Consider the following 25,889-nt stretch of genomic DNA (forward strand, 5'->3'; position numbering starts at 1 on the left):
CAGAGAAGTTAAGCTCACTTGCGCCGATGGTACTGCAATGCAATGCGGGAGAGTAGGTAGCCGCCTTCTTTTATCAAGAGCCTCAGATTTCGAAAGATTTCTGAGGCTTTTTTTTGTTTTCCCACAGATTTCACAGATACTCACAGATTTTTTGTATCTTTGCAGCATGAATTGGACAGATAGGATACGACAGGTGAAGATTTACTGGGTGATAGCAGCGGTTTTGATTGCTGTCGCCTCTTTGCTCGTGTCTCATTTACTGGTGCGGGATCTGGCGCTGGAGGAACGGAATAGGATGGAGGTGTGGGCAGAAGCTATGCGCTCTCTCAATAAGGCTGATGAAAATACGGATCTGAGTCTGGTGCTCAAGGTGATTAATGAAAATCATAGTATCCCTGTCATCGTGCTCGATGACCAGAATAAGGCTCAAACCTTCAGAAATGTGGAGATTGAGGCTAGGGATGAACAGGATTCCTTGCGTCAGGCTTCTCTTATCGGACAGCGACTGCTGGCTCAGGGCAAGAATATCAAGATAGAACTCGATGACTCTGCCCATGATTATCTGCAGGTGTGTTATGATGAATCGGTGATGATACGCAGGCTTTCTGTTTATCCCTATATACAATTAGGGGTTGTGCTGCTCTTTGTGGTCATCGCTATCTTTGCTCTGCTTATTTCCAAAAAGGCGGAACAGAACAATGTATGGGTGGGACTGTCGAAGGAAACCGCTCACCAGTTGGGTACCCCAATCTCCAGTCTGATGGCCTGGATTGAAATCCTCCGTATGAATTATCCCGATGATGAACTGATTCCTGAGATGAACCAGGATGTGAAGAGGCTCCAGTTGATTGCCGACCGATTCTCCAAGATCGGTTCGCTGCCGGAGCCGGTACCAGCTAGTCTGAACGAGGTGCTGGAGCATGTCATAGCGTATATGGACCGTCGAACATCTCGGAAGGTGCAGCTGGTGAAGGAAATGCCTTCTCATGAAGTTATCGTCAGGATGAATGCTTCCCTCTTTGAATGGGTGATCGAAAACCTCTGCAAGAATGCCGTAGATGCGATGGGAGCAGAAGGCGGACGGATTACCCTCCGTTTGATGGAAGCTTCACATCGTGCCATCATTGAAGTAGAAGATACAGGTAAGGGCATCAGGAAGAAGGATTTGAAGCATGTATTCCGTCCCGGTTTTACCACAAAGCAGCGTGGCTGGGGACTGGGACTGTCGCTGGCGAAGCGAATCGTGGAAGAATACCATCATGGCAAGATATGGATAAAAAGCAGCGAACCAGGTAAGGGTACAACCTTCAGAATCGAACTCAAGATGGAATCCTGAGCCTGAAAAAGCCAGAAAATGGCAAATTATCCGAGAATAATCGTTTAATAATGAGAGATTTTAGTGATTTTTACATAAAAAATTATTTTATCTCAAAAATTATTTGTAACTTTGCAGCCCGAAACCAATATGGTATATATTGAATTATGTGTAATATAGAGTCTTTTAAGATTGATTTGAAAGCTTTGCCTCAAGGGGTAACAAACTTGGAGTTTAAGCTAGACGATGAATACTTTCAGGCAATAGACGCTCCTGATATTCAGAGAGGCGAGTTGCAGAGTAGTCTGTCCATCAACAGGACGGACGACTTCTTCGAGCTCAATTTTCACACAGAGGGAGTGGTACACATACCATGTGACATCTGTCTGGATGATATGGACCAGTCCATTGAGACCGATGACAGACTCATGGTCAAGTTCGGAGACGACTACTCAGAAGAAGATGACCTCGTGATTGTGGCCGAGAACGAAGGAATGCTCGATATCTCGTGGTTCATCTATGAATTTATAGATCTTAACATTCCCATCAAGCACGTGCATGCACCTGGAAAATGCAATCCTGCTATGATTGAAATGCTCCAACAGCATTCTGCCGCCCGAAGCGGTGAGGAAGACGAAGAAACTGTAGATCCACGATGGGCAGCTCTTTTAAAATTAAAAAAGTAAAATTCAAAAATTAAAACATTTAAAAAATTATGGCACATCCTAAAAGAAGACAGTCAAAGACACGTACACTTAAGAGAAGAACTCATGATAAGGCAGTAGCTCCTACATTGGCAGTTTGCCCTAACTGTGGTGCATATTATGTTTACCACACTGTTTGCCCAACTTGCGGATACTACAGAGGCAAGGTGGCTATCGTTAAGGAAGCAGCTGAATAATGGGTAAAATCAATGCTGTAATTACAGGTGTGGGTGGATACGTGCCAGACTACATCCTCAACAACGAGGAGTTGTCTCGCATGGTTGATACTACAGACGAGTGGATTACCACCCGTGTGGGTATCAAAGAGCGCCACATCCTTACAGAGGAAGGTCTCGGAACCAGCTACTTGGCACGTAAAGCTGCTAAGCAGTTGATTCAGAAGACTGGTGTGGATCCAGACACAATCGATGCTTTGATTGTGACAACCACAACACCTGACTACAAGTTCCCTTCTACAGCATCTATCGTCCTCGGTAAGCTCGGATTGAAGAACGCTTTCGCATTCGACTTCTCTGCAGCTTGCTGTGGATTCCTCTACACTCTCGATGTTGCGGCAAGCATGATCCAGAGTGGAAGATACAAGAAGATCATCGTCATCGGTGCAGACAAGATGTCTTCACTGGTTGACTATACCGACCGTGCTACCTGTGTGCTCTTCGGCGACGGTGCCGGCGCAGTTCTTGTAGAGGCTACAGAAGAGGAGAATGTAGGTGTTCAGAACTCATACCTTCGTACCGATGGACAAGGCTTGCCTTTCCTCCACATGAAGGCTGGTGGTTCTGTTTGCCCTCCTTCACACTTCACCGTAGATCATCGTCTGCATTATCTTTATCAGGAAGGTCGTACCGTATTCCGTTACGCAGTAACCGATATGAGCAACGACGTGATGAAGATCATGGAGATGAACAATCTGAAGGCTGATGATGTGAACTGGGTGATTCCTCACGAGGCGAACCTCCGAATCATCGAGGCAGTGACCAAGCGTGCAGGAATTCCACTTGACAAGGTGGTAGTAAACATCGAGCGTTACGGAAATACCAGTGCTGCTACAATTCCATTGGCACTCTGGGATGCTGAAAGCCAGTTGAAGAAGGGTGACAACATCATCTTCACAGCCTTTGGTGCAGGTTTCGTACATGGTGCCTCTTTCTATAAGTGGGCATACGATGGTGCTGCTTGCGGCAAGTAAGACATATCAAAAATAGGATAGAATAATTATCTATATAAGGAAACGCATCTTTCTTACTTCATCTATAATATAGTGAATAAGCAAGGATGCGTTTCTTTAGCTTAAAATCAATTTTTATCGTATGCATAAAGCAGGTTTTGTAAATATCGTGGGTAACCCTAATGTGGGTAAGAGTACGCTGATGAATCAACTGGTGGGCGAGCGTATCAGCATCGCTACCTTCAAGGCGCAGACCACTCGTCATCGTATCATGGGTATCGTGAATACCGATGATATGCAAATCGTGTTTTCGGATACCCCTGGCGTCTTGAAGCCAAACTACAAGATGCAGGAGATGATGCTCGCCTTCTCGGAGAGTGCATTGGCTGATGCCGATGTGCTGCTTTATGTTACTGATGTGATAGAGAATCCTGAGAAGAACATCGAATTCCTGGAGAAGGTGAAGAAGATGAAGATTCCGGTGCTCCTGCTCATCAACAAGATTGACCAGAGCGACCCGAAGAAGTTGGGAGATATCGTGGAAAAATGGCACTCTCTGTTGCCGAATGCCGAGATTCTTCCTATTTCTGCGAAAAACAAGTTTGGAGTGGATATGCTCCTGAAGCGTATCAAGGAGCTGTTGCCTGAGTCGCCTGCGTTCTTTGACAAGGACCAGTTGACCGACAAGCCAGCCCGTTTCTTCGTATCGGAGATTATCCGTGAGAAGATTCTCCTCTACTACGACAAGGAAATTCCTTATGCTGTAGAGGTGAGAGTGGAGCGGTTCAAGGAGGATGATACCCGCATCCACATCAATGCCGTGATCTACGTAGAGCGTGACTCCCAGAAGGGAATCATCATCGGCCATCAGGGCGTGGCTCTGAAGAAGGTGAACACCGAGAGTAGAAAGGCATTGGAAAAGTTCTTCGGCAAGAAGATATTCCTGGAGACCTTCGTAAAGGTTGATAAGGATTGGCGCAGTTCTCAGCGAGAACTCGATGCCTTCGGATATAATCCGGAATAACAACTTTCTCCTCCCTGAATGTAATCGAGGGAGTGACTCTCGCCAGAGGAGCGAGGGCCGGAGCAAGGTCAGCTTCGGCAAATTATTAACTTGGATGCAGAGACCACATCCATGATACCTCCTGAAAGGAAGGAGGCGAATGACTATTTATGGCAAATTTAGTAGCAATCGTAGGTCGCCCTAACGTGGGTAAATCTACTTTATTCAATCGTTTGACTCAATCTCGTCGCGCTATCGTTAGTGATACGGCTGGTACTACCCGCGACCGTCAGTATGGCAAGTGCAGCTGGAACGGCAGAGAATTCTCTGTGGTGGATACCGGTGGTTGGGTCGTTAAATCAGATGACATTTTCGAGGATGCTATCCGCAAGCAGGTGTTGGTAGCTACAGAAGAGGCCGACCTGGTGCTCTTCCTGGTAGATGTAAACACCGGTTTGACCGACTGGGATGAGGATGTTGCCCTCATCTTGCGTCGTGCCAAGCTGCCTGTAATCCTTGTTGCCAACAAGGTGGATAACAGTGCTGAGTATTATGAGGCTGCCGAGTTCTACAAGCTGGGCTTGGGTGATCCTCAGTGTATCAGTGCTGCAACAGGTGGTGGTACGGGTGACTTGCTCGACATCATATTGGACAAGCTTCAGGATAATCCTGAGGAAGTTATCGAGGAGGATATTCCTCGTTTCGCTGTGGTAGGTCGTCCTAATGCAGGTAAGAGCAGTATCATCAATGCCTTCATCGGTGAGGATAGAAACATCGTTACCGAGATTGCCGGTACTACCCGTGACAGTATCTATACCCGTTACGATAAGTTCGGCTTCGACTTCTACCTGGTAGATACTGCCGGTATCCGCAGAAAGAACAAGGTGAGCGAGGACCTGGAATTCTATTCCGTGATGCGCTCCATCCGTGCCATTGAGAACAGTGATGTCTGCATCCTGATGCTGGATGCCACCCGTGGTATCGAGACACAGGATATGAACATCTTCCAGCTGATCCAGAAGAACAACAAGAGTCTGGTGGTAGTAGTCAACAAGTGGGACCTGGTAGAGGAGAAGAACCAGAAGGTGATCGATACCTTCGAGAATGCCATCCGCAACCGAATGGCTCCATTCGTGGATTTCCCTATCATCTTTGCTTCTGCATTGACCAAGCAGCGTATCTTCCGTGTACTGGAGACTGCCAAGGAGGTTTACCAGAACCGCAAGGCTCATATCGGTACTTCCAAGCTCAATGAGGTGATGTTGCCTATCATCGAGGCTTATCCACCACAGAGCGTGAAGGGTAAGTATATCAAGATCAAGTACTGTACACAGTTGCCTAACACTACGATTCCATCGTTTGTGTTCTATGCCAACCTGCCACAGTATGTAAAGGAGAACTATCGCCGCTTCCTGGAGAACAAGATCCGTGAGAACTGGTCATTGCATGGTTGTCCAATCAATGTCTTCATCCGTCAGAAGTAATTGAAGCGTAATGGATAGGACGCCCTGAAAGGGCAAAAGCATCTATAAAATGAAGAAACTTTTGTTTTTTATGATATTCAGCATGGGGTTGGGACTTTCTTCCTGCAAGGAGGAGAGTCCTGACCCTGGCTATTTGGCAGGTATCGCAGCCAAGGGATATTACGACCTGCTCCTGGAAGGAAAGTATGAGGAGTATGTGGCTGGTTTCAACCAACCTTACCGTATTCCGAAAGGATATCACGAGCAGCTGGTGCTCAATGCGGAAATGTATGTGGAGCAGCAGCAGAAAGAGCATGCAGGTATGAAGAAGATTGATGTGCTGAATGCCAAGGCTGATACCGCCCGCCATGTGGCTGATGTCTTCCTGCAGGTGGCTTATGGAGACAGTACCAAGGAACAGATCGTGGTTCCGATGGTAGAGGTGAAAGGTGAATGGAAAATGAGATAAGTATCCGATTTCAATAAAAAAAGCTATCTGCTTGCTGGCAGATAGCTTTTTTTATTGAAATCGGATTTGAAACTTTCTGTTTCTCTGTTTTATTTCTTCTCTTTCATTTCCACTTCCTTCACCTTTCTGAAGAGGTCGGAAGCGAAGACGAGGTCGTTGAGCTGCTCGTTGGTAGAAGACATTACCTGGTCCTTGTTGCCCTGCCATTCCTTGTGACCCTTGCAGATGAAGCAGATGTTTTCACCGATACCCATTACAGAGTTCATATCGTGGGTATTGATGATGGTTGTCATATTGTAATCCTTGGTGATGCCCGAGAGGAGTTCGTCGATGACGAGCGAAGTCTTTGGGTCGAGACCCGAGTTCGGTTCATCGCAGAAGAGGTATTTCGGATTCATCACGATGGCGCGGGCGATGGCAACACGTTTCTGCATACCACCCGAGATTTCGCCAGGGTATTTCTGCTGGGCGTCAATCAGGTTGACACGGTCGAGACATTCCTGTGCTCTCTTCACACGTTCCCTGTAATTCATATTCGAGAACATATCGAGGGGGAACATCACGTTCTCCAGCACATTGAGCGAGTCGAAGAGGGCTGCGCTCTGGAAGATCATACCCATCTCGCGTCGCATCATCACCTTCTCCTTCTTGCTCATCTGCACGAAGTCGCGGCCGTCGTAGAGTACCTTTCCGCTGGTAGGTTCGAGGAGTCCGACAAGGTTCTTCATCAACACGGTCTTTCCCGAACCACTCTGTCCGATGATGAGGTTGGTCTTTCCCGTTTCAAATTTCACACTGATATTATCGAGTACGGTCTTGTCGCCGAAAGCTTTTGTAAGATTTTGAACTTCTATCATAGCCAGAGTCTTTAAGAGAGTAATTGAGTAAGGAACACATCCGAGAAGAGGATGAGAACGCTGGAGCATACCACGGCATCGGTGGAAGATTTACCTACCTCTACCGAACCACCTTCCACGGTGTATCCAAAGTAGGAGGAAACACTGGAGATGATGAATGCGAAGAAGAGACTCTTGATGATACTCATCCACACAAACCACTGGTTGAAGGAATGCTGGAGTCCCAGGGTAAGGTCATCCGGCGGGAGAATATGTCCGATGAATGCCGTACCGTATGCACCGATGATGCCCATCAGAGATGAGAAGATGACGAGGAAAGGCATGATGGTGACCAGACCGAGAATCTTGGGCAGCACCAGATAGCATGCAGAGTTGACACCCATGATGTCGAGTGCATCGATCTGCTGGGTTACTCGCATGGTACCCAGCTCGGAAGCGATGTTGGAACCCACCTTTCCGGCGAGGATGAGACACATGATGCTGGAAGAGAACTCCAACAGCATGATTTCTCGGGTGGTATAACCCGAAACCCATCGAGGCATCCATGGACTCTGGATGTTCAGTTTCATCTGGATACAGATAACTGCACCGATGAAGAATGAGATGAGGAGTACGATGCCGATGGAATCGACTCCCAGCTGAGACATTTCCTTGATATATTGCTTGAGGAACATGCGCATACGTTCTGGTCGCGAGAACGAGCGGCCCATCAATATCAAATATTTACCGAAGGTGGTAAGCCATTTTTCTATTATCATGTCAATATTCTATGAATTTTGCTGCAAAATTAAGCAAAATCCTCTAAAAAACTGCAATATTATGAATAGTTTTAGTTTTTTAAGGTGATATTTCCCCGTTTTTTATTATTTTTGCAGTCAAATTAGCTAATTATGGACGAAATAATGAATTCAGAGCAGCAGTCTTCTGACGGCAGATTAGTACTGCGAACAGAAGGACTGGTAAAGCGCTATGGCAAGCGAACCGTTGCCAATGGTGTAACCATCAATGTAAAGCAAGGTGAGATTGTGGGCTTGCTCGGACCGAATGGTGCGGGTAAGACTACTTCATTCTATATGACCACCGGACTGGTGGTACCTAATGAGGGACATGTATATCTGGGTGATCAGGAAATTACCAAGTTTCCTGTGTATAAGCGTGCCCGTGCCGGAATCGGCTATCTGCCACAGGAGGCGAGCGTATTCCGCAAGATGAGTGTGGAAGACAATATCATGTCGGTGCTTGAGATGACCGGCAAGCCAAGAGCCTATCAGCTTGAGAAACTGGAGAGCCTGATCAAGGACTTCGACCTGCAGAAGGTGCGCAAGAACCTGGGCGACCAGCTTTCCGGAGGTGAGCGCCGAAGAGTGGAAATCGCACGTTGTCTTGCCAACGATCCTAAGTTCATCATGCTCGATGAGCCATTTGCCGGAGTCGATCCTATCCAGGTAGAGGAAATCCAGCATATCGTTTGGAAACTGAAGTACCGCAACATCGGAATCCTCATCACCGACCACAATGTGGATGAGACACTTACCATCACTGACAGAGCCTATCTGCTTTTCGAAGGCCGCATCCTCTTCCAGGGAACTCCGGAGGAGCTGGCAGAAAACAAGACAGTGAAGGAGAAGTACCTTACAACCAGCTTTGTGCTTAGAAAGAAGGACTTCCAGCTGCTGGATGAGCAGAAAAAAGCAAGAGATAAGGAGTAATTAGGTTAAAAAAACAAATTTTTCTCTTATATATTAGGTATATCGGCTAAAAATGCGTAATTTTGCAAGCCGATTGTGTAAAAGGCTTATCCTGGAGCGTCAGGGAGAGCCTGAACCGATTGAACAAGATAATAATTAATAATAATAAAAATAAAAAATCAAGATGAAAGTTTCATTTGAAAATCCTGACAAGATTAATGGTCTTATGACTCTCGTTGTAGAGGAGGCAGACTATAAGAACGAAGTCGAGAAGACATTGAAAGATTACCGAAAGAAGGCTAACGTTCCAGGTTTCCGTCCTGGTCAGGCTCCTATGGGTATGATTAAGCGCCAGTTCGGTGCATCTGTAAAGATGGAGGCCATCAACAAGCTCGTTGGCCAGGAGATTTACAAGTATGTACAGGACAACAATATCCAGATGCTCGGCGAGCCTCTCCCATCAGAGAAGCAGGAGCCAGCTGACCTGGAGAAGGATACAACCTTCACATTCATGTTCGACATCGCTGTTGCACCTGAGTTCAAGGTTACTCTCAACGGTCGCGATAAGGTTGATTACTATAACATCAAGGTTGACGATAAGATCCTCGACCAGCAGGTAGAGATGTACGCTCAGCGTGCAGGTAGCTACGAGAAGGGCGAGAAGTATGAGGAGAACGACCTTTTGAAGGGTGATATCCGTGAGCTCGACGAGAACGGTAACACCAAGGAAGGTGGTATTACTGTTGAGGGTGCTATCCTGATGCCTAGCTACATCAAGGTAGAGGAGCAGAAGAATCTCTTTAATGACGCTAAGGTGGGTGATGTAATCACTTTCAACCCTAAGAAGGCTTATCCAGAGAACGATACAGAGGTTTCTTCTCTCTTGAAGATCGAGCGTGAGGCTGTTGCTGACTTGGAGTCTGATTTCAGCTTCCAGATCACAGAGATCCAGCGCTTCAAGAAGCACGAGGTTAACGAGGAGCTCTTCAAGCAGGTATTCGGTGAGGATACTGACGTGAAGGACGAGGCTGCTTTCCGTGCTAAGATCGCTGAGGGCTTGCAGGAGCAGTTGGTTAACGACTCTGACTACAAGTTCATCCTCGACGTTCGCGAGCACTGCGAGAAGAAGGTTGGCGAGTTGACATTCCCAGATGCACTCTTGAAGCGCATCATGTTGGCTAACAACAAGGACAAGGGTGAGGAGTTCGTAGAGAAGAACTACGAGCAGAGCATCAAGGAGTTGACATGGCACCTCATCAAGGAGCAGCTCATCAAGGCTCAGGATATCAAGGTGAACGACGAGGATATCAAGGAGACCGCTAAGGAGGCAGCTCGTGCTCAGTTCGCTCAGTATGGTATGACAAACATCCCAGAGGAGTATATCGAGAACTATGCTAACGAGATTCTCAAGAAGGGTGACTCTGTTGACGCATTGGTAGATCGCTCTATCGACCGTAAGTTGGCTACAGCTCTCAAGAGCGCTGTTAAGCTCAATGAAAAGGAGATTTCTGTAGAGGATTTCAACAAGATGATGCAGGAATAACACTTTTTTGAAAAAAAACTTCAAATAAATACGAGGTTATCGACTTTTTTTATTATCTTTGTTCCACCGAATGAGATAATGAGGTCGATAACCTCTTTTTTGTTCCTTATTTTGAAGAAAAAAGTAATATAGATATGAACGATTTTAGAAAATATGCTACCAAGCATCTTGGTATGAATGGGATGGTGCTTGACGACGTGATGAAGTCGCAGGCTAAGTATTTGAACCCTTATATCTTGGAGGAGCGTCAGTTGAACGTTACCCAGATGGACGTGTTCTCTCGCTTGATGATGGACCGTATCATCTTCCTGGGTACAGAAATTGATGATTATACAGCCAACACCCTGCAGGCACAGCTGCTCTATCTCGACTCTGTAGATAGCGGCAAGGATATTTCCATCTATCTGAACAGTCCTGGCGGTAGCGTTACTGCCGGTCTGGGTATCTATGATACTATGCAGTTTATTACCAGTGATGTAGCTACCATCTGTACAGGTATGGCTGCTTCCATGGCTGCCGTATTGCTCGTTTCAGGTCAGGAAGGCAAGCGTTCTGCCTTGCCACATAGCCGTGTGATGATTCACCAGCCATTGGGTGGTGTTCAGGGTCAGGCTTCTGATATCGAGATTGAGGCTCGTGAGATCCTGAAGATGAAGAAGGAACTCTATACCATCATCTCTGAGCATTCTCATACTCCATACGACAAGGTTTATGCTGATAGCGACCGTAACTACTGGATGACTGCCGAGGAGGCAAAGGAATATGGTATGATTGATAATATCCTGGTACGCAAGTAACGGGACGGTATATCAAGATTGCTATATATAATATAAGGTATATATTATAATAAGGTATAAAGAAGAAAAAGGAAAAGACATTATGCCAAAGAAAGCATGTAGCTTCTGTGGAAGAAGCGAGAATGAAGTGAAGTTGTTGATCACGGGTATCAATGGCTTTATCTGTGAGGAGTGCGCCAAGCAGGCATTTGAGATAGTGCAGCAGACTGGCGTATTGAATCCAAAGGGCGATGACGCGAAGTTTGCCTTGAAGCAGGTGCCAAAGCCTATGGAGATCAAGGAATATCTCGATGAATATATCATCGGACAGGAACAGGCCAAGCGTCATCTTGCCGTTGCTGTCTATAATCACTATAAGCGTCTGCAGCAGCCTGAGGATAAGGAAGGCGTGGAAATAGAAAAGAGCAACATCATCATGGTGGGTAGTACCGGTACCGGTAAGACATTGCTGGCACGTACCATTGCCAAGTTGCTCGATGTACCTTTCACCATCGTGGATGCTACGGTATTTACCGAGGCTGGTTATGTAGGTGAGGATGTGGAGAGTATCCTCTCCCGTCTGCTCCAGGTAGCCGACTATAATGTGGAGGCTGCCCAGCGTGGTATCGTCTTCATCGACGAGATTGACAAGATTGCCCGCAAGAGCGACAACCCATCTATCACCCGCGACGTAAGTGGAGAGGGTGTACAGCAGGGACTTTTGAAACTCCTGGAGGGAACTATGGTGAACGTACCGCCAAAGGGTGGACGCAAGCATCCTGATCAGGATTACATCCATGTGGATACCAAGAATATCCTCTTTATCTGCGGTGGTGCCTTCGACGGTATCGAGCGCAAGATTGCCCAGCGCCTGAACACCCACGTGGTAGGCTACAACTCTGTACAGAATGTTGCCAAGGTAGATAAGAAGGATCTGATGAAGTACATCCTGCCACAGGATTTGAAGTCATTCGGTCTGATCCCTGAAATCATCGGTCGTCTGCCTGTGCTCACCTATCTCAATCCTTTGGATAGAGATGCGCTGCGCAAGATTCTGGTAGAGCCAAAGAACTCTATCGTGAAGCAGTATATGAAGCTCTTCGAGATGGATGGCATCAAACTCAGCTTTACAGAGGAAGCACTCGACTTCATGGTAGATAAGGCTGTGGAGTATAAGTTGGGTGCCCGTGGACTTCGTTCTATCGTAGAGGCAGTGATGACCGATGCGATGTTTGAGGTACCATCCAAGAAGATCAAGAAGTTTGAAGTGACATTGGATTATGCCAAGGGACAGCTCGACAAGGCTCATCTTGGACAGCTGGAGTCTGCGTAAGGAGGATTCCGGCAAGCATCTTCTTTGTAAATATAATCAAATCAGTTGGGAGAGAATCCCGGCTGATTTCTATATACCATATAAAGACATATAAAATTAAAGTTGGATATGACGGAACAGGTAAATCTTACAGAACAGTTGAAACATTATTTCGGTTTCGATTCGTTTAAAGGCGAGCAGGAATCTATCATCAGGAACCTGATGGAAGGCAACGATACGTTTGTGTTGATGCCTACTGGTGGTGGCAAGAGCTTGTGTTATCAGCTTCCATCCTTGATCATGGATGGAACAGCTATTGTTATCTCACCACTGATTGCCCTGATGAAGAATCAGGTGGATGTAATCAATGGACTGAGCGAAGACGATGGCGTGGCTCACTATCTGAATTCATCTCTGAACAAATCGGCTATTGAGAAGGTGAAGGGCGACATATTGAGTGGCAAGACCAAGCTCCTCTATGTGGCACCGGAATCTCTGACCAAGGAAGATAATGTAGAGTTCTTGAAGACCATCAAAATCTCTTTCTATGCCGTGGATGAGGCACACTGTATCTCTGAGTGGGGACATGATTTCCGCCCAGAGTACCGACGCATACGCCCTATCATCAACGAAATAGGCAAGGCACCGGTCATTGCCCTTACGGCAACGGCTACCGACAAGGTGCGTACAGATATCAAGAAAAACCTCGGCATCGTGGATGCCAGGGAATTCAAGAGTTCCTTCAACCGTGCGAATCTCTTCTACGAGGTGCGCCAGAAAACCAACGACATCGATCGCCAGATTATCATGTTTATCCGTCAGCATCCAGGTAAGAGTGGCATCATCTATTGTCTGTCCAGAAAGAAAGTGGAAGAACTGGCTGAAGTACTCAAGGCAAACGATATCAAGGCTGCTCCTTATCATGCAGGTCTGGATTCTGCAACCCGTTCGCAGACTCAGGACGACTTTCTGATGGAGCGTATCGATGTCATCGTGGCGACTATCGCCTTCGGTATGGGTATTGACAAGCCGGATGTAAGATTTGTCATCCACTATGATATTCCAAAGAGTCTGGAAGGTTACTATCAGGAGACCGGTCGTGCCGGACGCGATGGAGGAGAAGGTATCTGCATCGCTTTCTATGCACGCAAGGATTTGAGAAAACTGGAGAAATTCATGGAGAACAAACCTGTGGCTGAACAGGATATCGGCCGACAGCTCCTGCAGGAGACTGCCGCATACGCTGAATCATCTGTCTGCCGCCGCAAGATGCTGCTCCATTATTTCGGAGAAGAATATGATGTGGAAAACTGCCACAATTGCGACAACTGTCTGCATCCTTCCGTGAAGTTTGAGGCTAAGGATGCCCTGATAGTGGTTTTGGAGGCTGTGGCTGCCGTGAAGGAAAACTTCCGTCAGGAGTACATCATCGATTTCGTGAAAGGCCGTGCCACCGACGACATCGTTTCCCACAAGCACGACAACCTGGAAGAGTTTGGAGCCGGTGAGGATATGGATGCCAAGGTATGGAATCCGGTAATCCGCCAGGCATTGATAGCCGGTTATCTCAAGAAGGATGTAGAGAACTATGGACTCTTGAAGTTGACTGCCGCCGGCAAGCGTTATCTGAAGAATCCAACCTCTTTCATGATCGTTGCCGACAAGGAGTTTAAGGACGATTATGTAGAGAGTGCTCACGAAGGCAGTAACAACGGAGAAGCACTGGATCCAACTCTCTTTGCCATGTTGAAAGACCTGCGTAAGAGTGTGGCGAAAAAGCGCAAGTTGCCACCATACGTCATCTTCCAGGATGTATCGCTGGAGCAGATGGCTACCATGTATCCGCACGACTTGCAGGAGTTGCAGAACATCCAGGGCGTGGGAGCTGGTAAGGCAAAGCGTTATGGCAAGGAATTCTGTAAGCTGATCCAGAACTATTGTATAGAAAATGAAATAGAGCGACCAGAGGAGTTGCGCGTGAAGACCGTTGCCAAGAAGTCATTGCTCAAGGTGAATATCATCCAGAGCATCGACCGACAGATCGACCTCGAAGATCTTGCCAGCGCCAAAGGTTTGGAGTTCGCTGATCTCTTGGACGAAATCGAGGCAATCGTGTATAGCGGAACCAAGTTGAATATCGATTATTTCATCGAAGGCAGGATGGATGACGACAAGATCGACGACATCTATGACTATTTCATGGAGAGCGAAACAGACGACTTGGATGCGGCACTCGATGAGTTGGATGAAGACTACACAGAAGAGGACATTCGACTGATTAGAATCAAGTTTTTGTCCGAACAAGCCAACTAATCACGTTAAATAGCATTAATAAGGTAAGATTTTCGTAAAAAGCGAACTCTATCTGAGAAATTATTGCTAAATTTGCACGCAATAAATTTTTAAAGGTTACAATATGTCATCATTTGTTGCAGATAAAATTGTAATGGACGGTCTCACTTACGACGACGTCCTTCTGATCCCTGCTTATTCAGAGGTACTACCAAAACAGGTAGAGTTGAAAACCAAGTTCTCTCGTAACATCGAGTTGAACGTTCCATTCGTTACAGCAGCGATGGACACCGTTACCGAGGCTTCAATGGCGATTGCTATCGCCCGCGAAGGTGGTATTGGTGTCATCCACAAGAACATGACCATCGAGGAGCAAGCTCGTCAGGTGGCTATCGTGAAGCGTGCTGAGAATGGTATGATTTATGACCCTGTCACCATCCGTCGTGGCAGTACAGTGAAGGATGCGCTGGATATGATGCACGACTATCATATCGGTGGTATTCCAGTGGTGGATGACGAGAATCATCTCGTTGGTATCGTGACCAACCGTGACCTTCGTTTCGAGCGTCACATGGACAAGAAGATAGATGCGGTAATGACCAGCGAGAACCTGGTTACCACTCACATCCAGACCGACTTGGTTGCCGCAGCTGCCATCTTACAGGAGAACAAGATTGAGAAGCTCCCTGTAGTTGACAATGAGAATCACTTGGTAGGTTTGATTACTTACAAGGACATTACCAAGGCAAAGGACAAGCCAATGGCTTGCAAGGATGCCAAGGGTCGCCTTCGCGTGGCTGCCGGTGTAGGTGTTACTGTTGATACCTTGGACCGTGCCAAGGCTTTGGTTGAGGCTGGTGCTGATGCCATCGTTATTGATACTGCTCATGGTCACTCTAAGGGTGTTGTCGAGAAGCTCAAGCAGGTTAAGGCTGCCTTCCCACAGGTAGATGTAGTAGTAGGTAATGTTGCTACTGGCGAGGCTGCCAAGTATTTGGTAGAGAATGGCGCTGATGGCGTAAAGGTAGGTATCGGTCCTGGTTCTATCTGTACCACCCGTGTCGTTGCCGGTGTAGGTGTGCCTCAGTTGAGTGCTGTTTATGATGTATATTCTGCCTTGAAGGGTACAGGCGTTCCTCTGATTGCCGATGGCGGTTTGCGCTATTCTGGTGACGTAGTGAAGGCTCTGGCTGCTGGTGGTAGCTGCGTAATGATCGGTTCATTGGTAGCTGGTACTGAGGAGAGCCCTGGCGATACTATCATCTTCAACGGCCGTAAGTTCAAGAGCTACCGCGGTATGGGTTCTCTCGAGGCTATGGAGCAGAAGAATGGTTCTAAGGACCGTTACTTCCAGGGTGATACCAAGGATGCCAAGAAGCTTGTACCAGAGGGTATCGCAGGTCGTGTTCCTTACAAGGGAACTGTACAGGAGGTTATCTACCAGTTGATTGGTGGTTTGCGTTCTGGTATGGGTTACTGTGGTGCTGCTACTATCGAGAACTTGCACAACGCTAAGTTTGCCCGCATTACAAATGCCGGTGTATTGGAGAGCCACCCACATGATATCACTATCACCAGTGAGGCTCCTAATTACAGCCGCCCAGAATAATTATTTGAAAAGTAATATGAGATTTTATGCGCTTTTTGCAGCTATGCTCCTTTCGGGGAGCATAGCTTTTGCTCAAAACGACGACCCTACTATCATGACTATCAATGGTCAGCCTGTCAGTCGTTCGGAATTTGAATATTCTTATAACAAAAACAATTCCGAGGGCGTGATTGACAAGAAGACAGTCAATGAGTATGTTGACCTATTTGTTAATTACAAACTTAAGGTTTTGGCGGCATTGGATGCCCGTATCGATACAACGGCTTCTTTCAAACAGGAGTTCCTGCAGTATCGTGACCAACAGGTACGTCCGGCGATGATCAGTTCGGGAGATGTGGAGGCGGAAGCGCAGAAAATTTACGAAGAAGCGAAACAACGTGTCAGTAAGTCGGGCGGAATGGTTCATCCTGCCCACATATTGATCCGTTTGGGACAGAAAGCCTCTGCTGCAGACCAGGAAACGGCGCGACAGAAGGCTCAATCTATCTATCAGGCTCTATGCAAAGGAGGCGATTTCGCCGGATATGCCAGAAAGTATTCTGATGACCAGGGTTCTGCCGTCAAGGGCGGAGACATCTCCTGGATATCAAGAGGGCAGACGGTGAAGACTTTTGAGGATGCTGCGTTCTCACTCAAGGTGGGAGAAATCAGCAAGCCAATCCTCTCCGAGTTTGGCTATCACATCATCAAGCTGATGGGAAAGCAGGACTTCTATCCTTATGATTCGGTGAAGAACGATATCCTTCGTTTCATCGATGCCAAGGGAATCAGAGAAAGAATCATCAACGAAAAGTTGGATTCCATTGCCAGGACGTTGCCTGCGGGAAGTGACCGTGAAACCGTCTTGGATCAGAAAGCTTCAGAATTGTCGGCTCACGACAAGAATCTGAAATATCTCATGCAGGAGTATCACGAAGGATTGCTGCTCTATGAAATCAGCAACCGGATGGTATGGGAGAAAGCGGCGAATGATGAACAGGCACAAGCTGCTTATTTTGCCAAGAACAAGAAGAAATACAGATGGGAGCATCCCCGCTTCAAGGGTATTGCTTACCATACAAAGGATGCTGCCGATGTGGCAGCGGTCAAGAAATGCGTAAAGGGTAAGCCTTTCAGCCAATGGGCAGAGTTGCTTCGAAGGAAGTTTAATGCCGATTCGGTGGTGCGTGTCCAGGTGGAGGAAGGAATCTTCAAGAAGGGAGATCATCCTGTAGTGGATTCACTGGTGTTCAAGACAAGTGCCAAGGTAGAGAAGGTTAAAGGATATCCTTACGATGCTACATTCGGAAAAATTCTCAAGAAGGGACCTAAGGAATACACGGATGTGAAAGCCTGGGTGATAGCCGACTATCAGGACCAGCTGGAGAAGGAATGGGTGGCAACATTAAGAAAGAAATATCAGTTTGTGGTGTACCCTGAGGTATTAGCCACGGTAAACAAACATTAAATATAAAATTCAAGCAGAATACAGATCTATGAAGACTGGATATAAAATGAGTCTGGCGTTTATCGCATTGCTCCTTATCATGGGCATGAGCGCAAGCGCCTCACGTATGGGCATGAGTCGCCATGCTTCGGTTGCCGACAGTGATTCGGCAAAGTTGGAAGCGGTGAACGACTCGCAGTCAATCGACCCGGGAAGTATTGTTGACGAGGTGATCTGGGTAGTTGGAGATGAGGCTATCCTCAAGTCTGACGTCGAGGTTACCCGCTTGCAGTCGGAGGCTGATGGCATCAAGTTCGTCGGCGATCCAGACTGTTCTATTCCTGAGCAGATTGCCGTGCAGAAACTTTTCCTGCACCAGGCTGCCATCGACAGTATCGAGGTGTCTGAATCGGAAGTCATGCAGGGCATCGACGACCAGATCAACTACTGGGTTTCCATGATTGGATCCCGTGAGAAGCTGGAGGAATACCGAAAGCAGAGCATCACCCAGATGCGCCAGCAGATGCATGATGATTTCAAGAACCGCCAGCTCATCCAGAAGATGAAGCAGGAACTGGTGAAGGATATCAAGGTATCACCTGCACAGGTGCGTAAGTATTTCAATGACTTGCCTACAGACAGTATTCCATTCGTTCCTACAGAGGTGGAGGTAGAGATTCTTACCATGCAGCCTCGTATTCCTATGGAAGAAATCAGCCGTGTGAAGAACCAGTTGCGTGACTTCACCGACCGTGTGAATAAGGGTGAGACTACTTTCGCTACTTTGGCTCGTTTGTACAGTGAAGACCCGGGTTCAGCCCGAATGGGTGGTGAGATGGATTATATCGGACGTGGTATGTTGGATCCTGCATTTGCCAATGTGGCATTCAACCTGACTGACCCAAAGAAGATTTCCAAGATTGTGGAGTCTGAGTTCGGTTATCACATCATCCAGTTGATTGATAAGCGAGGTGACAAGATCAAGTGCCGTCATATCCTGCTCAAGCCAAAGGTTTCACAGGAGGCTATCGACAAGTCTATCGGTCGTCTGGATTCCATCGGTAATGATATCCGTGCCAAGAAGTTTACCTTCGAGGCAGCCGTAGAGGCATTGTCTGATGATAAGGATACCCGCAACAACAAGGGATTGATGGCAAATACAGCCCAGGCAGACAACCGTACCTCTAAGTTCCAGATGAAGGATCTTCCTACAGAGGTGGCACGTGTGGTAGATACCATGAAGGTAGGCCAGATTTCTGCACCTTTTACCATGGTCAACAGCAAGGGCAAGACTACCTGCGCCCTGATCAAGTTGGTGAGTAGGGTAGAGGGCCATAGAGCTACCATTACTGAAGATTTCCAGGTAATGAAGGATGTCGTCCTTGCCAAGGAAAGAGAAAAAACGTTGCATGACTGGGTGGTTGACAAGATTAAGAAGACCTACGTTCGTATGAACGATCGCTACAAGAATTGCAATTTTGAATATCAAGGTTGGGTTAAATGATCAATAACAAGCAACATAATATTAACAAGAACGGGCATAGAATCTTTTTCATATTGATTCTATGCCTATTTGGGTTTTGTCTGGTGCAGGCTATGCAGGCACCTAGGAAGAAACATAAGAAGCGACCTAAGGGTGAGAGAGTCTATCTTCTTCATGCCGATGAGCTGCGCTACGATATGTTTGGCAGAAACCCTGATGCCCAGATTGTAAAGGGCAAGGTTTCGTTTATGCACCAGGGAGGTCATCTCACCTGCGACAGTGCCTATTTCTATCAGGGTACCAACTCTGTGAAGGCTTTCGGTCATGTGCATTACCGTCAGGGTGATACTTTGTCGCTTACCTGCGAGAGGGCAGAATATGATGGTATGATGCAGATGATGCATGCCCGCAGAAATGTGGTACTGCACCATCGCAGACAGACCCTGAAGACGGACAGTCTGGATTTTGACCGTCTGTATAACATGGCGAACTTCTTTGACGGAGGTACGCTCATCGACGGTAAGGACCGACTGGTTTCCGACTGGGGAGAATATCATACCGAGACCCGAGAGGCAAAGTTCGTCTTCAATGTGAAGTTGCGCAGTGGTAAGGATGTGGTTACCACCGATACCTTGTATTATGACGTTCCAACCTCTACCGCCCACATGGTGGGACCTTCCAAGATTGTTTCCGGTTCCAGCGTGGTGCATACGGCAGATGGTTATTATGATACCAAGACCGATAAGGCTAAGCTCTTCGGCCGTTCTACCTTGGTGGATAAGGATAAGTCGATTACCGGTGACAGTCTCTACTATGTGAAGAATGGCGAGAGTACGGGTTATGGCAATGTTGTATATGTGGATAAGAAGAACAAAAATTCACTTACCTGCAACTATCTCCGTTATAATGAGAAGACGGGAATGGGATTCGCTACCAAGCGACCTGTAGCCATCGACTATTCTCAAAAAGATACGTTGTGGATGCATTCAGATACTATGCGCATCTATACTTTCAATATCAATACAGATTCGGTATATCGCAAGGTGCATGCCTATCCGCATGTCCGTGCTTTCCGCAACGACATGCAGGCTATCTGCGATTCCCTGGTTTTCAATTCCAAGGATTCCTGTATGACGATGTATAAGGATCCTGTTATCTGGAATGCCAACCGGCAGATGCTCGGTGAGGAAATCAGAGCTTATATGGCAGACTCCACCATCCGCTTTGCCCATGTCATCGGTCAGGCTCTCTCTATCGAGCAGATGCCAGACAGCGTACATTATAATCAGATTACTTCTTCTGAAATGAAATCCTATTTCGAAAAAGGAGAAATGAAGATGACGGAAGCAATCGGCAATGTGCAGACGGTCTATTATATGACCAACGACAAGGACAGTTCCCTGGTGGGACTCAACTATCTGGAGACCGATACCATGCGTATGTATCTGGGAGCAGCCAGAAAGTTGGATAAAATCTGGACCAATAAGTTTACCAGTACCATGTATCCGATTACCCAGGTTCCGCCTGCCAAGTATAAGCTACCTAACTTTGCATGGTTTGAGGACCTCCGACCAAAGGATAAGAATGATATTTTTGTTTGGCGTGGCAAGTCGAGTGGCACGGAGTTGAAATCCATCAAGCGCCATGAGGCACCTTTGCAATCCCTGAAGAAGGAATCTCTCAAGAAGGACAAGGAAAAGGCTGAAGCTGAGACTGCCTCAGGGAAAACTGACAAGGAGGCATCCAAGACAGCTCCTAAGAAAACTGTTCGTGCAGCTTCCAGAAAAATCTCAAAGGTAGCGCCAAAAGTTACCAAGAAAAACAAACGTAAATAAAAAAAGAAACGACGATGAGTGATGTCATCCAACTTTTACCAGATTCTGTTGCCAATCAGATAGCAGCAGGAGAAGTGATACAGCGACCAGCTTCTGTCATCAAGGAGCTGGTGGAGAATGCTGTTGATGCCGGCGCCAGGAATATTCAGGTGGTCGTGGTGGATGCGGGTCGCACCAACATCCAGGTCATTGATGATGGCAAGGGAATGTCGGAGACGGATGCCCGCCTTGCCTTTGAGCGCCATTCCACCTCTAAGATCCGTAAGGCAGACGATCTCTTTGCCCTCCGTACGATGGGATTCCGAGGAGAAGCTTTGGCTTCTATCGCTGCCGTGGCACAGGTGGAACTCAAAACTCGTCAGGAGTCTGACGAGATAGGTACCCTCGTAGCCATATCGGGTTCCCGGTATGAGCGCCAGGAACCTTGTGCCTGTCCTGTGGGAACCAACTTTTCTGTGAGCAATATCTTCTACAATGTTCCTGCCCGCCGTAAATTCCTGAAATCGAATTCTACCGAGCTCAATAACATCCTTACCGCTTTTGAGCGCATTGCCTTGGTGAATCCGCAGATTTCGTTTACCCTGCACAGCAATGGCACGGAAGTGTTCAATCTTCGGGCTGCCAATCTGCGCCAGCGTATTCTGGATGTGTTTGGCAAGAAGTTCAATCATGATCTCTTGCCCGTCAATGTAGAGACAACCATGTGCAAGGTTTCCGGATTTGCCGGCAAACCGGAGGCTGCCCGCAAGAAAGGAGTGCATCAGTTCTTCTTTGTGAACGGCAGATACATGAAGCATCCTTATTTCAACAAGGCGGTGATGGCGGCTTACGACCGTTTAATTCCGGTAGGAGAGCAGGTGCCTTACTTCCTCTATTTCGAGGTGGATCCTAAGGACATTGACGTGAACATCCATCCTACCAAGACCGAAATCAAGTTTGAGAATGAGCAGGCTATCTGGCAGATTCTCTCGGCTGCCGTGAAGGAGAGCATCGGTATGTTTAATGATGTACCTACCATCGACTTCGATACCGAGGATAAGCCGGAAATCCCGATGTTCAATCCGGAAGAGATTCCTTCGGCATCGGCTCCGAAGATCAGCGTCAATCCAGGATATAATCCTTTCAAAACCCGTTCTACTACTATGGCGAAGCCTGTAGGAGCCTGTTTTCCTGGTCCTTCCAGTACCAAACCGGAGATAGACCAGAACTGGGAACAGCTTTACGAGGGGTTGAAAGATCAGGATGAACAGCAGCATACGATGGAACTCTTTGATGAGCCCGAACAGGCTACTGCTGCAGGTATTACGGCTAACAGTATTATAGCCGAGAAGTCGCCATCCCATTATCAGTATAAAGGCAAGTATATCATGACTGCCGTGAAATCGGGATTGATGATCATCGACCAGCATCGTGCCCATGTGCGTATCCTGTTCGAACAGTATCTCAAGCAGCTTGCCGAGCGCACCTTCCATTCCCAGAAGGTTCTCTTCCCGGAAGTGGTGCAGTTCCCGATGTCGGAGAAGGTAATCTTCGAAAAGATCTTGCCGGAAATGAACGGGATGGGATTTGAATTGGAAGATCTGGGAGGTGGCAGCTATGCCGTCAACTCCGTACCTGCCGGTCTGGAAGGTATGAATCCGGTAAGACTGGTACAGGATATGGTATCCAGTGCTGTGGAGAAAGGAGTCTCTGCCATGGATGAAATCAACCAAGCCCTGGCTCTTTCGCTTGCCCGTCAAGCAGCGATACCGCACGGACAGGTGTTGAGCAATGAGGAGATGGAAGGATTGGTCAATGGACTTTTCGCCTGCGAGAATGTGAACTATACTCCTGATGGTAAGTCGGTGCTCTGCATCCTCCAGCAGCAGGAGATAGAGCATCTTCTGGGGTAGTTGCTTCTATCATCAAGGAATGCTATATATAATATCGAAGATTGCTATATATAATAAGGTGTAGTTAAACTGAAAGTTAAAAATAGATAGGTATGAAAAAGATATTTGCTTTGCTGGCTTTGGCTAGTGTTTTTATGGGAAGTTTTGCTCAGGACGTAGTTCCTGAAGAAAAATATAGTATTGCCACCAATTCTTTTGGCAGTAATTGGTTTGTGCAGGCTGGTTTGGACTGGAATGCATGGTATTCTGCCGAAGAGAGAGGACACGATCTGTCGAAGAGTCCTTTCAAGAAGTTCCGCAGCAATCCGGGCATCTCCCTGGCTTTCGGTAAGTGGTTTACGCCAGGTATCGGTCTTCGTACTAAGATTCAGGGATTCTGGGGAAAGAAGGTGGATGCCGACTGGAACGAGGATACCAATGAGGGCAACGGTAACAAGTATTGGGTAGCCAATGAGCAGGTGATGTTCAACCTGACCAACCTTTTCAAGGGTTATAAGGAAGAGCGCGTCTGGAACATGATGGCGTTTGCCGGTGCCGGTGTGGGCCGATCGATGACTCACGACAACTATGCCATGAATTACAGTCTGGGTCTTCATTCGGCATGGAAGGTGGCAGAAAAGGTTCAGCTTTTTGCTGAGGCTGGTCTGAATACCTTCGATCATAACATTGATAATTGTGCAGGAAGTGCCTCCCAGTCTTGGACCCGCCGATGCAAGAATTACTATTTCGAATTGGGTGTTACCTACAATCTGGGCTCTTCCCGTTGGAGAAAGGCTCCGGATATGGATATTGTTGATACGCTTCACCAGTCGGAACTGGATGCCCTGAATGCTGCTTTGGAAGATGCCAATGCAGAAACCGAGCGTTTGAGAGGACTTTTGGAGAAAAAGCAGGCTGGAGAGAAGGAGACAGAGCATGCTACCGACGTAGCTCCTGCAGATTCAGAAGATGCTCCTGCAGATTCAGTAGAACAGTAAGTTTTGGCTAAAATAGCCTATATAAAGGGCATTTTTCCCCGTGGAAAATGCCTTTTTTCATGTTTTTTCAACGAAAATGAAAAAAAAGTCGGAAAAAGTTTGGTGGAATCAAATATTTGTAGTACCTTTGCAACCGCTTACGAAAAGTAAGGGCGCTTAGCTCAGCTGGTTTAGAGCATCTGCCTTACAAGCAGAGGGTCGGCGGTTCGAATCCGTCAGCGCCCACAGGGGTGTTCCCTGTGATTCACATTTGTGGTTGCAGGGATTTTTTTAGGGCGCTTAGCTCAGCTGGTTTAGAGCATCTGCCTTACAAGCAGAGGGTCGGCGGTTCGAATCCGTCAGCGCCCACGGAACTCAATTCCGTGGTAAAAAACATTATGATTTATATTATACTTGGGCGCTTAGCTCAGCTGGTTTAGAGCATCTGCCTTACAAGCAGAGGGTCGGCGGTTCGAATCCGTCAGCGCCCACCAAGTTAAAAGGTCTTTCAACAATCGTTGAAAGACCTTTTTGTTTTAATTAAAGCTAAATAATTCTCAGTTTTTCTGTTTTTTCGTAGGAATTCATTAACTTTGCACCCTATATTAATAATACGTATTGTTATGAATTTAGATTTATTGACAGCCATATCACCTATAGATGGTCGTTACAGGGGAAAAACAGAGCAACTCGCTAACTACTTTTCAGAGTATGCTCTCATTCGTTATCGTGTTCGAGTAGAGATAGAGTATTTCATTACTTTATGTGAGTTACCATTGCCGCAGCTGGCTTCTTTTGATCAGTCGCTGTTTGAGCGTTTGCGTGACATCTATCGTAATTTCAACGAAAACGATGCTCAGCGTGTGAAAGACATTGAGAAGGTTACCAACCACGATGTGAAAGCTGTTGAGTATTTTATCAAGGAAGAGTTTGACAAGATTGGTGGCTTGGATGCCTACAAGGAGTTTATCCACTTCGGCTTGACATCTCAGGACATCAACAACACCAGTGTGCCTCTTTCAGTGAAGGAAGCTCTGGAGGAGTGCTTCTATCCTCAGGTTGAAGAGCTGATTGCCCAGCTTCAGACTTATGCTGATGAGTGGAAGGATGTACCTATGCTGGCTAAGACTCATGGTCAGCCTGCTTCTCCTACCCGTTTGGGCAAGGAAATCATGGTTTATGTATATCGTCTTACCGAGCAGCTCGATTCTTTGAAGGCTTGCAAGTTTACGGCTAAATTTGGTGGTGCTACCGGTAATTACAATGCTCATCATGTAGCTTATCCTGAGTATGACTGGAAGGCTTTCGGCAACAAGTTCGTCAGCGAGAAGCTGGGCTTGGAACGTGAGCAATATACTACTCAGATCAGCAACTATGATCATCTGGGTTCCATCTTTGATGCCATCCGCAGAATCAACACCATCATCATTGACTTGGACCGTGACTTCTGGATGTACATCTCTATGGATTACTTCAAGCAGAAAATCAAGGCTGGTGAGGTAGGTTCCAGTGCCATGCCACACAAGGTGAACCCTATCGATTACGAGAACAGTGAGGGTAACCTCGGTATTGCCAATGCCATCCTCCAGTTCCTGGCACAGAAGCTCCCGGTTAGCCGTCTGCAGCGCGACCTTACTGACAGCACCGTACTCCGTAACATCGGTGTGCCTCTCGGTCATAGCGTCATCGCCATCCAGAGCACATTGAAGGGCTTGCGTAAGCTCATCCTTCATGAAGAGAAGTTGCAGGAAGACTTGAATAATACCTGGGCTGTAGTAGCTGAGGCTATCCAGACCATCCTTCGTCGTGAGGCTTATCCACATCCATACGAGGCATTGAAGGCGCTTACCCGCACCAATACCCATATGACAGAGGAGACCATTCATGAGTTTATCAAGGGATTGAATGTAAGCGATAGCGTGAAGGCAGAACTGATGGCTATCACTCCTAGCAATTACACCGGTATTTAATCAAAAAGCAGTTTCCCTAACGGGCACCAAGGATATATCAAGACATATCATATATAACATAATTAATAATAATAGATTTATTAACCCGGCCGTGAGGCTTTTATATT

The 25,889-nt window shown here is 47.0% G+C and carries 21 protein-coding genes and 3 tRNA genes; 22 read left to right on the top strand and 2 right to left on the bottom strand.

What is annotated here, in order from left to right:
- The first annotated feature begins 166 nt into the window (after positions 1 to 166).
- The 7 genes from AAAT87_RS07325 (at position 167) to AAAT87_RS07355 (ending at position 6,143) form a co-directional block, all read left to right on the top strand.
- Positions 167 to 1,336 (top strand): sensor histidine kinase, encoded by a 1,170-nt coding sequence (locus AAAT87_RS07325; protein WP_349226067.1) that lies wholly within the window; start codon positions 167 to 169, stop codon positions 1,334 to 1,336.
- A 146-nt stretch (positions 1,337 to 1,482) separates the two neighbouring features.
- On the top strand, positions 1,483 to 2,001 hold the full coding sequence (locus AAAT87_RS07330; RefSeq protein ID WP_296972387.1) for a YceD family protein: 519 nt from the start codon (positions 1,483 to 1,485) through the stop codon (positions 1,999 to 2,001).
- A gap of 29 nt (positions 2,002 to 2,030) precedes the next feature.
- Positions 2,031 to 2,216, top strand: coding sequence for a 50S ribosomal protein L32 (rpmF, locus tag AAAT87_RS07335; protein WP_006848356.1), 186 nt, complete (start codon positions 2,031 to 2,033; stop codon positions 2,214 to 2,216).
- Complete coding sequence (locus tag AAAT87_RS07340) at positions 2,216 to 3,229, top strand: beta-ketoacyl-ACP synthase III (protein ID WP_153090983.1); 1,014 nt, start codon at positions 2,216 to 2,218, stop codon at positions 3,227 to 3,229. Before rpmF ends, AAAT87_RS07340 begins: the two co-directional genes overlap by 1 nt.
- 121 nt (positions 3,230 to 3,350) lie before the next feature.
- On the top strand, positions 3,351 to 4,232 hold the full coding sequence (era, locus tag AAAT87_RS07345) for a GTPase Era (protein ID WP_089544995.1): 882 nt from the start codon (positions 3,351 to 3,353) through the stop codon (positions 4,230 to 4,232).
- A gap of 149 nt (positions 4,233 to 4,381) precedes the next feature.
- On the top strand, positions 4,382 to 5,695 hold the full coding sequence (gene der / locus AAAT87_RS07350; protein ID WP_254953337.1) for a ribosome biogenesis GTPase Der: 1,314 nt from the start codon (positions 4,382 to 4,384) through the stop codon (positions 5,693 to 5,695).
- 49 nt (positions 5,696 to 5,744) lie between these two features.
- Positions 5,745 to 6,143: a hypothetical protein gene (locus AAAT87_RS07355; RefSeq protein WP_118312284.1), complete on the top strand. Its 399-nt coding sequence runs from the start codon at positions 5,745 to 5,747 to the stop codon at positions 6,141 to 6,143.
- A gap of 89 nt (positions 6,144 to 6,232) precedes the next feature.
- On the opposite strand, the gene AAAT87_RS07360 is transcribed toward AAAT87_RS07355, so the two are convergent.
- A complete protein-coding gene (locus tag AAAT87_RS07360) occupies positions 6,233 to 7,000 on the bottom strand; it encodes an ABC transporter ATP-binding protein (RefSeq protein WP_153098129.1) in 768 nt (255 codons plus the stop codon).
- An 11-nt stretch (positions 7,001 to 7,011) separates the two neighbouring features.
- Positions 7,012 to 7,758, bottom strand: a complete 747-nt coding sequence (locus tag AAAT87_RS07365) for an MlaE family ABC transporter permease (protein ID WP_349226068.1) — start codon at positions 7,756 to 7,758, stop codon at positions 7,012 to 7,014.
- A gap of 132 nt (positions 7,759 to 7,890) precedes the next feature.
- Between AAAT87_RS07365 and lptB the strand changes: the two genes are divergently transcribed.
- From lptB to purB, 15 genes are all read left to right on the top strand, one after another.
- Positions 7,891 to 8,709 carry an LPS export ABC transporter ATP-binding protein gene (lptB, locus tag AAAT87_RS07370; RefSeq protein ID WP_089544990.1) on the top strand — a complete coding sequence of 273 codons (819 nt, stop codon included), beginning with the start codon at positions 7,891 to 7,893 and terminating at the stop codon, positions 8,707 to 8,709.
- A 163-nt stretch (positions 8,710 to 8,872) separates the two neighbouring features.
- On the top strand, positions 8,873 to 10,231 hold the full coding sequence (tig, locus tag AAAT87_RS07375) for a trigger factor (RefSeq protein WP_153090981.1): 1,359 nt from the start codon (positions 8,873 to 8,875) through the stop codon (positions 10,229 to 10,231).
- A 134-nt stretch (positions 10,232 to 10,365) separates the two neighbouring features.
- A complete protein-coding gene (clpP, locus tag AAAT87_RS07380; RefSeq protein WP_089544988.1) occupies positions 10,366 to 11,028 on the top strand; it encodes an ATP-dependent Clp endopeptidase proteolytic subunit ClpP in 663 nt (220 codons plus the stop codon).
- Between the two features lie 82 nt (positions 11,029 to 11,110).
- The gene (gene clpX, locus AAAT87_RS07385; protein WP_117662330.1) at positions 11,111 to 12,340 is read left to right on the top strand and encodes an ATP-dependent Clp protease ATP-binding subunit ClpX; all 1,230 of its coding nucleotides are present in this window, start codon (positions 11,111 to 11,113) and stop codon (positions 12,338 to 12,340) included.
- Between the two features lie 108 nt (positions 12,341 to 12,448).
- Positions 12,449 to 14,632: a DNA helicase RecQ gene (recQ, locus tag AAAT87_RS07390; protein ID WP_295024153.1), complete on the top strand. Its 2,184-nt coding sequence runs from the start codon at positions 12,449 to 12,451 to the stop codon at positions 14,630 to 14,632.
- 103 nt (positions 14,633 to 14,735) lie between these two features.
- Positions 14,736 to 16,220: an IMP dehydrogenase gene (gene guaB, locus AAAT87_RS07395; protein WP_298530243.1), complete on the top strand. Its 1,485-nt coding sequence runs from the start codon at positions 14,736 to 14,738 to the stop codon at positions 16,218 to 16,220.
- Positions 16,221 to 16,236: 16 nt separating this feature from the next.
- On the top strand, positions 16,237 to 17,667 hold the full coding sequence (locus AAAT87_RS07400; RefSeq protein ID WP_349226069.1) for a peptidylprolyl isomerase: 1,431 nt from the start codon (positions 16,237 to 16,239) through the stop codon (positions 17,665 to 17,667).
- 28 nt (positions 17,668 to 17,695) lie between these two features.
- Positions 17,696 to 19,150 (top strand): peptidylprolyl isomerase, encoded by a 1,455-nt coding sequence (locus tag AAAT87_RS07405; protein ID WP_089544983.1) that lies wholly within the window; start codon positions 17,696 to 17,698, stop codon positions 19,148 to 19,150.
- Complete coding sequence (locus AAAT87_RS07410) at positions 19,147 to 20,964, top strand: OstA-like protein (RefSeq protein ID WP_349226070.1); 1,818 nt, start codon at positions 19,147 to 19,149, stop codon at positions 20,962 to 20,964. The genes AAAT87_RS07405 and AAAT87_RS07410 overlap by 4 nt, the downstream gene beginning before the upstream one ends.
- A 14-nt stretch (positions 20,965 to 20,978) precedes the next feature.
- Positions 20,979 to 22,856: a DNA mismatch repair endonuclease MutL gene (mutL, locus tag AAAT87_RS07415; RefSeq protein WP_349226071.1), complete on the top strand. Its 1,878-nt coding sequence runs from the start codon at positions 20,979 to 20,981 to the stop codon at positions 22,854 to 22,856.
- A gap of 92 nt (positions 22,857 to 22,948) precedes the next feature.
- Positions 22,949 to 23,833, top strand: coding sequence for an OmpA family protein (locus AAAT87_RS07420; RefSeq protein WP_349226072.1), 885 nt, complete (start codon positions 22,949 to 22,951; stop codon positions 23,831 to 23,833).
- Between the two features lie 150 nt (positions 23,834 to 23,983).
- Positions 23,984 to 24,058: transfer RNA gene (locus AAAT87_RS07425), tRNA-Val, on the top strand.
- A gap of 48 nt (positions 24,059 to 24,106) precedes the next feature.
- Positions 24,107 to 24,181 (top strand) — tRNA-Val (locus AAAT87_RS07430).
- A gap of 47 nt (positions 24,182 to 24,228) precedes the next feature.
- Positions 24,229 to 24,306 (top strand) — tRNA-Val (locus AAAT87_RS07435).
- Positions 24,307 to 24,435: 129 nt separating this feature from the next.
- The gene (gene purB, locus AAAT87_RS07440; protein WP_089544979.1) at positions 24,436 to 25,782 is read left to right on the top strand and encodes an adenylosuccinate lyase; all 1,347 of its coding nucleotides are present in this window, start codon (positions 24,436 to 24,438) and stop codon (positions 25,780 to 25,782) included.
- Positions 25,783 to 25,889 lie beyond the last annotated feature (107 nt).

This window comes from Segatella sinensis, assembly GCF_040095255.1.
In the GTDB taxonomy this organism is placed as follows: domain Bacteria; phylum Bacteroidota; class Bacteroidia; order Bacteroidales; family Bacteroidaceae; genus Prevotella; species Prevotella sinensis.